At 63.6% G+C, this 9,708-nt stretch carries 9 protein-coding genes and 1 pseudogene; 3 read left to right on the top strand and 7 right to left on the bottom strand.

The genetic code is table 11. The features are described from left to right. Nucleotides 1-656 (bottom strand): annotated as a pseudogene (locus tag I5M_RS29900) (HlyD family secretion protein); the annotation flags it as partial. 232 nt (nt 657-888) lie between these two features. Here I5M_RS29900 and I5M_RS16130 point away from each other — a divergent pair. After that, a complete protein-coding gene (locus I5M_RS16130) occupies nt 889-1,938 on the top strand; it encodes a sensor domain-containing diguanylate cyclase (protein WP_022722339.1) in 1,050 nt (349 codons plus the stop codon). Nucleotides 1,939-2,132: 194 nt separating this feature from the next. On the opposite strand, the gene I5M_RS16125 is transcribed toward I5M_RS16130, so the two are convergent. From I5M_RS16125 to I5M_RS16115, 3 genes are all read right to left on the bottom strand, one after another. Beyond that, entirely contained in the window at nt 2,133-2,549 is a 417-nt protein-coding gene (locus I5M_RS16125; RefSeq protein ID WP_022722338.1) for a nuclear transport factor 2 family protein, read from the bottom strand. A 148-nt stretch (nt 2,550-2,697) separates the two neighbouring features. Next, a complete protein-coding gene (locus I5M_RS16120; protein WP_040771742.1) occupies nt 2,698-3,744 on the bottom strand; it encodes an alpha/beta hydrolase fold domain-containing protein in 1,047 nt (348 codons plus the stop codon). A 15-nt stretch (nt 3,745-3,759) separates the two neighbouring features. Next, nucleotides 3,760-4,569, bottom strand: coding sequence for a DJ-1/PfpI family protein (locus I5M_RS16115; RefSeq protein ID WP_051048774.1), 810 nt, complete (start codon nt 4,567-4,569; stop codon nt 3,760-3,762). A 287-nt stretch (nt 4,570-4,856) separates the two neighbouring features. Between I5M_RS16115 and I5M_RS16105 the strand changes: the two genes are divergently transcribed. Continuing rightward, on the top strand, nt 4,857-5,381 hold the full coding sequence (locus I5M_RS16105; protein WP_022722335.1) for a nuclear transport factor 2 family protein: 525 nt from the start codon (nt 4,857-4,859) through the stop codon (nt 5,379-5,381). A gap of 38 nt (nt 5,382-5,419) precedes the next feature. Then, on the top strand, nt 5,420-5,947 hold the full coding sequence (locus I5M_RS16100) for a Rid family hydrolase (RefSeq protein WP_199900043.1): 528 nt from the start codon (nt 5,420-5,422) through the stop codon (nt 5,945-5,947). Between the two features lie 90 nt (nt 5,948-6,037). Here the strand turns inward: I5M_RS16100 and I5M_RS16095 are convergent, their stop codons facing one another. From I5M_RS16095 to I5M_RS16080, 3 genes are all read right to left on the bottom strand, one after another. Continuing rightward, entirely contained in the window at nt 6,038-6,994 is a 957-nt protein-coding gene (locus I5M_RS16095; RefSeq protein ID WP_022722333.1) for a GlxA family transcriptional regulator, read from the bottom strand. A gap of 942 nt (nt 6,995-7,936) precedes the next feature. Further along, nucleotides 7,937-8,854, bottom strand: a complete 918-nt coding sequence (locus tag I5M_RS16085; RefSeq protein ID WP_022722331.1) for an MlaD family protein — start codon at nt 8,852-8,854, stop codon at nt 7,937-7,939. A 132-nt stretch (nt 8,855-8,986) separates the two neighbouring features. Next, nucleotides 8,987-9,703 (bottom strand): ABC transporter ATP-binding protein, encoded by a 717-nt coding sequence (locus I5M_RS16080; protein ID WP_083909593.1) that lies wholly within the window; start codon nt 9,701-9,703, stop codon nt 8,987-8,989. Nucleotides 9,704-9,708 lie beyond the last annotated feature (5 nt).

The following is a 9,708-nucleotide window of genomic DNA, read 5'->3' as shown; positions in this document are numbered from 1 at the left end:
GCGAGATCGGCGGCACGCGGCTTCTTGGTGCCGTTGAGCACTTCGGAAGCTGGTGAATCTGCGCCGCGGATGACGGCGCGGCTGGGCTTTGAACGTCGGCCTGGGTCTTGGCCTGCGCGGCGATCGCCTGCTCGAGCTTCTGCCGCGTCCCCCGCCTCGCTCAGGCTCAGCGATTTCTGGCGCTGCAGCTCCTGCCCGGCCTCGACGTCCTGAGCCTCGGCCGACGCGCGCTGCGCCTCGGCCTGGGCGATGGTGGCGTATTGCAGCTCGATCTGGTTGCCGAGATTATCCAGCGCCGCCTGCGCCGCGGCGACGCCGGCCTCGGCCTGCGCCAGCTGGGCTTCGTAGTCGGCGGGGTCGATCTGCAGCAGCAGGTCGCTGGCCTTGACCCGCTGGAAGTCAGCGACCTCGACCGACTTGACCTCGCCCGCCACCCGGCTCGACAGCCGCGTCGTCTGTGCCCGCACATAGGCGTCGTCGGTCGATTGCACGGCACGATGGCCGATCCATATATCCCAGCGCAGCGAGGCCACCACCACGAACGCCAGCGCGACCAGCACCGCAAGCGCCGGCCAGATCAGCCGGCGCAGCGGCGAGCCTTCGGCGGGAGCAGGCGCGGGAGCGGGCGGCGGCGAAGACGGCGGAATCTCAGACATGACCCCTCGGAGAATCGTTGAGCCGCCGACTGATCGGGCGGCCCAGGATGATACCGGTCGCATGGTGCGGAATCGAGCCGGCTCGGCGGCGTGATACCGCATACGTTGGAATGACTTGTACTTTAGGAAAACGTTAACTCCGTGCCGAAAGCGCAGGCAGCAATTCACAGTTTATTGCCTGCAAACGTGCAACTGACTGAGGTCACAGGTCACGACTCGACGGAGTGTGGCAATGCAACAAGATAATATCGGGATCGGAAATGCCTCGGAGACCGACGGATCGGATGACGATCCGGCGATAGCTCTGGCCTATGCGCGCGCCGAATTGGCGGAAGCCCGGCAGGCGCTGGAGACGCTGTACGCGGCGCTCGACAATGTCGACAGCGGCCTCTTGATCCTCAATCGGGACATGCGCGCGATCTACAGCAATCCGGTGCTGCACCGGATCTTCCGCGCCAACAGCGCCGAGGAGATCCGCAGGACCCAGCCGCTCTATGCCGACATGCTGGCCGCGTCCGCGCAAGCCGTGGCGGTCAATCTCGAAGACTACGTGGCGCGACGCCTCGCCTTCGTCAGCGCCGGCGATCCCAAGCCGATGGATCTGGCGATGACCGACGGCTCGACGATGCGCTGCCATCTCGCCGTGCTGCCCGGCGGCGGCCGCATGCTGATCTACAGCGACGTCACCGACATCGTCCGCCACGCCGAAGAGCTCGAGCGTCTGGCGACCACCGACGGCATGACCGGCGTCTACAACCGCCGCCATTTTCTCACCTTGGCCGACCGCGAATGGGCGAAGGCCCGCCGTTACGATCGGCCCCTCTCCTTCCTGATGATCGACATCGATCACTTCAAGTCGATCAACGACGGCTTCGGCCACCAGATCGGCGACGACATGATCGTGCATCTCGCCGGCCTCGCGCGCGACTGCAAACGCGAGTGCGACGTACTGGCCCGCATCGGCGGCGAAGAATTCGCGCTGCTACTTCCCGAGACCGACATGGCCGAAGCGCAGATCATCGCCGAGCGGCTGCGCGCCGAAGTCGCTTCCACATCGCTACTGGCAGAAGCCGGCGCGATCTCAGCCACGGTGAGCATCGGCGTCGCCACCTCGGCGGCCGAGATGACCGACATCTCCGACATGATGAAAGCCGCCGACCGCGCCCTCTACGACGCCAAGCGCGCCGGCCGCAACCGGGTCATCTGCCGGCTGCCGGCGGACGCAGCGCCGAGCGTCGTCGCGCCCTCGCAGCCTGCTATGCTGGGCGCGCCGATCGGATAATGGCGGGTCAGCGCAGCTGAAGGCGCTCGCCGAGCCGCAGTCGACACGTGCTGCGATGTCGGCGACACGAGCCTCATCCCGTCGGAGCAATTTCCCGGCAAGTACCATGCGCCAGTCCAGACCAATTGCCCGGCGCAGGTCCCCGCCGGTGCAGACGCGGGGGCCTGGGCCGAGGCAAGCTGACCTGAAGCGTGTCACGTCTGCGGCGTCTCGATTTGAACGAGACCGAGCTTCGGTACGCCAATCAGCGGGGCGAGCCTTTGTTGGATCGCGACGATCTTTTCCAGAGGTCGCCACTGGATGGACATTCTCGCGATCCGGCCGTCGGCATTGACCGTCAAATCATCCACACCAGTGACCTCCGCATCTCCGGCCCGGATTCGCAACATGATGGCGGCGCGGGTCTCCCCGGCAATAATCGCCGTCGACTCGAATTCGTCTATGCCGGCAAGCAGGACCTTGAGCACGCCCATAGCCGCTTCCTTCCCGATGAACGGGGTGCTGAAGACCGGGCTCTCGAGCACGACGTCCTCAGCGAGATGCTCGGCAAGACCATCCGGGTTGCGGGCGTGCATGCCTTCCAGGAAGGGAGAGACGTGAGTCATCATCATTGTGGTAGCTCCGTGTTTGAGGGGGTTATCTGAAGGCCGATCGCGGATCTCGAAGTAGGGCGATGTCCGACCGAGAGTGCATATTTGGCTTCCGAAGGGTCAGACCTTGCTAATTCTCGAGCTGGGTGTCTCAGAGGGCGCACGCGTGCTATTTCGAGAGATGGCGATCAAAGAAGGACGCGATCTCCTCGAAGACCTCACGCGTCTCCGGCATCGCGTCGTCGCGAAGATATTGCGCGTGAGACATGGCTTCGAAGACCTGAAGCTGCGCGTCGACACCGGACTGACGAAGCTTGCGGTGCAGGCGGACCGTGCTGCTCAGCAGCAAGTCCCGCGTGCCGCTTGTCAGGATCGCCGGCGGAAGCCCGGCAAGATTTCCATAAATCGGCGACAAGAGGGGATCGGCGACGTCGTGCCCGTTCGCGTAGAAGCGAGCGGCCGGTTCGCAGAACCCGTCGCGGGACACCAGAACATTGTCGATCATCGCGTTCGTGGCGAAGCTGTCACCGACGCCGGTCAGATCCGCCATCGGAGCGCCAAGCCCGAGAGCTCCGGGAAGCGGGATACCTTGATCTCTCGCGCGAAACATCGCCGCAAGGGCCAGCGCGGCTCCGGCCGAAGTGCCGAACATGGCCATCTGCGAGGGCTTGTGGTTCTTCAGGGCGTCTTTCCAGACGGCAACCACATCGTCGAGCGCAGCCGGGAAATAGGCCGCCGGCGGCATGCGGTAATCGATAGCGATGACGCGATAGTGCCCGAAGGCAGCCATCAAGATCGCCTCGACAGTCGACGCCTCACCGCCACCGACGACATAGCATCCCGCATGAACATGAAGCAGCAATCGATCACGATTGGCGGGAGCCAGATCTGAAGGCATGACGTCGAACACACGGACGCCGCCCATCACCGCGGGTTTCACCGTCACATGCAGGCGCGCTGCCATGGCGATCGCGGTTTTTGTGCCGCTCGCTTCGCTCGTGCGCTGCCGTTCGGCCCAACCCTGCGGCGTGTTAGGCCATTGGTCGAAATCGGCCGGAGGCGGCTTCGCAACCAGCGCCTGAAGCGGGCTGCTGATATCGGTGGGTGTAGGCAGGGGTCGCGAAGGAGCGACCCGATCCTGCGCATTCGCAGTCCCAAAGCAGATAGACAAGGCGACCAATCCTGCAGTTCGCATGGACAAGGGGAGCGTCTTCACAAGAGCGTCCTTTCGTCAGCCCTTCACGAGGCCGGCGATTTTCGCGAGCGCCGCATACTGAGTCTTGAAAGCTGCCAGAACTTCGGGCGGTGCGGTCTCGGGCCGACCGGAATGGAACGGCGGATCAGGCTCGTACTCCATCAGCAGCTGGATCACCTGTGCCTGAATGGGACCACGCAAAATGGCGGCGACGGTCAGGGCGAAGTCGATGCCTGCGGTTACGCCGCCGCCACTCATGTAGCGGCCGTCGACGACGACACGGGCGGTGTCGGGGATGGCTCCGTACTGAGGGAGGAGATTGCGCTGTGCCCAATGACAGGCGCTTCGCTTGCCCTTCAAAAGGCCGGCTGCTCCGAGGATCAGCGAACCGTTGCAGATCGAGGTGACGTATTTCGCCCCATCGGAGAGGCGTCGAATTTGTTGCTGAACATCCGGCGTCAGCATCGTCGAACGGTCCGTGCCGCCGGGAACACAGATCAGGTCGCAGTTCTGTACATCGGCGAGCTTCTGACTTGCGCCGATCGGTACATGTGTATCCGAGATGATCGTCCCTCCGGAGGGACTCGCGATGGTCACTTTCACATTTGGCAGACGGGCGAACACCTCGTTGGCGCCGGCAAAATCTTGCAGCGTAAATTTCTCGTAGAGAACGAAGAGGATGTGAAACGGGCTGTCGGTTTCGGCGGCTTCGGCAGTGCTCGTCGCAAGCGGCTGCAACCCAGTCAGCAACGCCGTGGCCCCGGCAAGGCCCGCCAATACGAGGGCGCGGCGCGACGGGTCGGTCGGTGCTGAGAGGTTGAGGTCTGGCTCGATGTCGTTGGCCATGGGCAATGCTCCTGTGATCGCGTAACGGCGCGCTGAGTGTGCGCTCAACCACATCTATCGTGGCCGACGATCTGACCGAACGACGTTGTTCCCTCACTTTACGCCATCACCCGGGGGCCGACGGCTCTTGCCATCGCGTCGGCCCGACTGGCCATCAACACGCCGAGTATCACCGGCAACGTGATGAGGCACATGGCCGGAAATGAGGGATAAACGTCGTTCATCCGTGGAAACGCTGTTGCTAACTAGGCTCAAGCTTTATCGCTTTTGCTGATTAGTGAAGACACATGACGACCCAAGAGACGGCCGCAGACTTGATGCATATCGAAGATATCAAGCGCCTGAAGTCGCGTTACTGCCGATTCATCGACACCAAGCAGTGGGACCGTTTGAACGAGCTGTTCGCTCCGGACCTGCAGCTCGAGGGATTTACGATCGTCGGCGGCAACGGAGCGATGTTTGCCGCCGAGCTTGCTCAGCGGCTCGAATTTGCAATGACCGCACATCATTGCCACACGCCCGAAATCAGATTGACCGGCCCCGACGCTGCAGAAGGCGTCTGGGCAATGATGGATTTGATCGAGTGGCCCCATCCGGTGGACCTCAAGAACTTCTCCGGTGCGACGGGATTTTACGGCACCGGGTTCTATGAAGAGCGCTACCGCCGCGATTGTGGTCAGTGGCGGATCGCCTTCATGCGCCTGACGCGAACCCGTTTCGAGCCGCTGATCTATGGCGCGAGGCCTCCAGGCTTCAGCGTTTTTGCCGGTGTTCGCGACTTCACACCACCTTCGCCCGACTGGTTGCAGTGATCTGCGATGCTCGAGCCCCACGACTATGGAGATGACTGATGACCGAAACGCTTAACCGACGCTCCGTGATGGCGCTCGCCGGCGCTACTGCCGGTATCGCAGCAATCGCGCCGGCGCGAGCTCAGGAGAAAGACGCTAGGAGGACGGACGCAATGGGAAAGAAGGCTCTTGAAATTCCGGCAGACAACCCGACTTTTGCGGCGAGCGCTGGATCCTACGAGAAATTTGGCTATTCGGCCGCTGTTCGCGCGGGAGGACTGCTCTTCATCGCTGGCCAGATCGGGCGGCGGCCCGATGGAAAGATCGGCACCACCGTTGCCGAGCAAGCCGAACTCGCGTTGCAACGAACAGCTGAGATCCTACGGCTCGAGGGCCTGGACATGACCGACCTCGTCGAAGTCGTCAGCTATCATGTCGATATTCAGCACAATCTCGAAGCCTTCATGGCAGTGAAGCAGCGCTACACCGTGAAGCCGTACCCGGCCTGGTCGATCATTGGCGTCGATGCGCTGACTTCGCCCGACTTGAAGATCGAGATTCGCAGCATCGCCGCTTTGCGAAGCTGAGCGCGAATTGGAGCATAGGTGATCAGCGTCCCACGGACGTTGATGACCGTCACGTGTCGCAGTCGACAATGATTGTCGATCGTTCGGACGCTATGTAGCGTTGGCTTCCCGCGCCTGGCGATCGACGCGACGGATCGCCTGGGGCGGCATGCCGTAGAGCTTGATGAAGGCCCGCCGCATGCGCTCGGGATCGGTGAAGCCGACGGCTTGCGCGATCATCTCGATCGGTTCGGACCCATCCTGCAATCGGGCGCGGGCCGCTTCCACGCGAAGACGTTCGACGGCCCTGGCTGGCGTCTCGCCGGTCTCCTGCCGGAAAGCGCGTCCGAACTGACGAAGGCTGAGATGCGCAGCATCCGCAAGCCGTTCTATCGGGAGCGGTTCGTGCAGACGATCGCGTGCGAAAGCCAATGCGATCCGTATCCGGTCGGATTCCGGGTCCATCTGCGAGATCGGGGAATATTGGGATTGTCCGCCGGCGCGGCGATGATAGACGACAAGCTCGCGCGCCACTTTGCGCGTGAGTTCGACACCGTGATCGGCTTCGATCAACGCCAGCGCAAGATCGATGCCTGCTGTAACGCCTGCCGATGTCCAAACATTGCGATCGGCAATAAAGATCTTGTCGGCATCGACCTCCACGGTCGGATAACTCCGTTGCAGCTGATGCGCCATCCGCCAGTGCGTGGTCGCGCGTTTTCCGTCGAGCAGACCTGCCTCGGCCAGCAGGAACGCGCCGGTGCAGACGCTCGTGATCCTCGGTGTTCGGCGGGCGAGTTGCTGCACAGCTTGTACTTCGCTCGAGTTCAACATCGGCGCGATGTCGCCCCCGGAAATGACAAGCGTGTCCACGCTGGCGTCGCCGGCCGTCATGGTGGTCACAGGAACGCCACCGCTGCTCGGCACAGCCCCGCCGCCGCCCGATAGAACCTCGAGCCTGTAGAGCGGCCGACCCACGATTTTCGTCACAGTCTCGAAGGCTGCGAACGGGCCAGCGAGGTCGAGGATCTGATAGCCCGGGTAAACGAAAAATCCGACGTTGTGCATCGGTGGCGTATTCTAAGGGAAAGATGTGATTTGCGCCATAGGTGCCCTCCGACATATTCCCGTGAACCGGAAGGCCGACCCATGACTGCTCTGGTCTCGCTCGATGAGAGGACCAGGATCTGGCGCACAATCTTCGTGAGTGGTCCGGCAAGGGTCATTTGCGGCCACGCTATGCAATCGGCCGGCCGCTGCAGCACCCTCTTGACGCACTCAAATATAAGATTATATTCCTTGGCATCCCGCCCCGATGAGAGGGCGTTTCGCGATCGTCACGGATCGCGGGGCGGGAGGCGGTGGACGCGGCAGCGTCAGGCGCGGAGTAAGCGGCAGGGCGTTCCTTGCGAGGGACGTGAGCCGCGAGCGAAGCGCTGACGACCACGCTGTTTCGTCCGGCGAAGTCGTGTGGTCCTGGCTCCTCAACAAGAGCCAAGGCGCCGTGGAGGGCTGTGGCCGACCGGCTGCGGAAACCTTAACGGAGGCCGACGGTGACGATCAACGAGCCACCGGGGAGAGCACGAAGTAAGCCGGTCACCCACCGCGTGCGGAACGCCGGATGTATCCGGCGTGACCGTGGTGACTAACTCGTGTGCTTTTTGTTTTGCACACGAGGCCGCGGACGCGTCGAAGCGTCCGGCGTTCCGCACGCCCTCTTGTTTCGAGGGCGAAGGAACTAAGCAAAGCCCGGGCGCAATTGCGCCGCGGGATCGCGAGGCCGTGGCTGTTTGACATTCGTATCGAACGTTGCTGGGGCGCGAGGCGCAGCGTCACTTCACCACGTTATCGCCCGCGAAGGCGGGCGACCCAGTATCCCAGAGCGAGTTGTTAGTTCGAAGAAATCAGTAGCCCGGATGGAGCGAAGCGTAATCCGGGCTTGTAAGCCGCGACGTTCCGCTCCCGGATTCGCTACGCTGCATCCGGGCTACAAACGAGGACGACGCGCGCCTATTGCTGCGCCCTCCGCGGCGGTCGCGGCGCTCGCGTCGGCCGCGGTTGTTCGGCGCGCGGGCCCGGCCCGGCCTGAGGCGCCTGCGGCGGCGGTTCCTGGCTGGCGGTGTTGCTGGGGCCGAACAGCAGACGGGTCGGATTGCGGTCGAGATTGTTCACGGCGCGGCTGATGTCGGCCAGCGTGCGGCGGCCGTCGATGATCAGTGCGCCCGACCGCTTGTCGAGATTGTCGGCGAGTTCACGGAACGACTTCACCGCCTGGTACAGTTCGCCGCCGTCCTTGCCGCCGGCCAGCGCGTCGATGCCCTGCATCACGCTGTCGGTCTTGGCGATGACGCCGTCGACTCGCGACACGATGCTGTCGATCTTGTCGGAGCTGCGCGCCAGCGACGCGGTGAAGGTCTGCAGGTTGGACAGCGACTCCTTCACCGTTTCCTGGTTCTCGGCGACCAGGCGGTTGACGTTGCGCATCGTCGACTTGATGGCTTCGGAGATGTCCTGCAGCAGATCGGGATCGGCGGTCAGCACCGGGATGCCGTCGTCGTCGAGCGGCACCGGCGGCGCGTTTTCCTGACCGCCCTTCAGCGAAATCGCCGCGACGCCGGTGAGGCCCTGGAATTCCAGGCCGACCAGCGTGTCCTTGCGGATCGGCGCCGAGTTCTCGACCATCGCCAGCGCCACCACGCGCTTGGGATTGTCGAGTTTCACCGAGATCACCTCGCCGACGCGGACGCCGTTGAAATTGACGCTGCCGCCGTTGCGCAGGCCCGAGGCGGCGCCCTCGAAGATGATCCGCAGCGGGCTGCGCGCCTTGGCGGAGTGCAGGCTCTGGAACCACAGCACGAAGCCGAATCCGGCGGCGATCACCGCGAGGGTGAAGGTGCCGATCAGAAAGTAATTCGCCCGCGTTTCCATCCAACTACTCCAAACCCACGTCCGACGTCAGCCGTGCCCGACCGGTTACGTCACGATTGCCGCTGTGCGCGCCAATTGCGGACTCATCGCGGCGCCGCCGCCCGCAGGTCGACATATCGTCCTGACCAGTCATCACGCCACCACCGCGCGGGCGCGCTTGCCGTGAAAATAGGAGCGCAGCCACGGATGCTGTGACGCCAGCATATCGGCGATCGTGCCGGCCGCGATCACCTTGCCCTGGCCGAGCACGGCGATGCGGTCGCAGGCGGTGTAGAGGCTGTCGAGGTCGTGAGTTACCATGAAAACCGTCAGCCCCAAAGTCCGCTGCAGCGTGCGCACCAGCTCGTCGAATTCGCCGGCGCCGATCGGGTCGAGGCCCGAGGTCGGCTCGTCGAGGAACACCAGCTCCGGATCGAGCGCCAGCGCGCGGGCCAGCGCGACGCGCTTGATCATGCCGCCGGACAGTTCGGACGGATAGCGATCCATCACTTCGGGCTTCAATCCGACCATCACCAGCTTGGCGATGGTGATCTCGTCCATCAGGCGCTGCGACAGCTTGAGATATTCGCGCACCGGGAACTGGATGTTCTGCCGCACCGTCAGCGACGAAAACAGCGCGCCCTGCTGGAACAGCACGCCCCACCTCCGCTCGATGCCGCTACGCTCGGCGCCGCGCGCGGAGTCGAGATCGACGCCGAACACCTCGATCGAGCCGCTCAGCTTCGGCACCAGCCCGATGATGGTCCGCGTCAGCACCGACTTGCCGGCACCGGAGGGGCCGACAAAGCCGAGGATTTCGCCGCGGCGGACGTCGAGATCGAGGCCGTCCAGCACGCGCGGGCGCCGAATGCGAC

It is taken from the genome of Rhodopseudomonas sp. B29 (genome assembly GCF_000333455.1).
Lineage (GTDB): Bacteria > Pseudomonadota > Alphaproteobacteria > Rhizobiales > Xanthobacteraceae > Rhodopseudomonas.
This window is presented reverse-complemented; position numbering and strand designations above follow the sequence as displayed.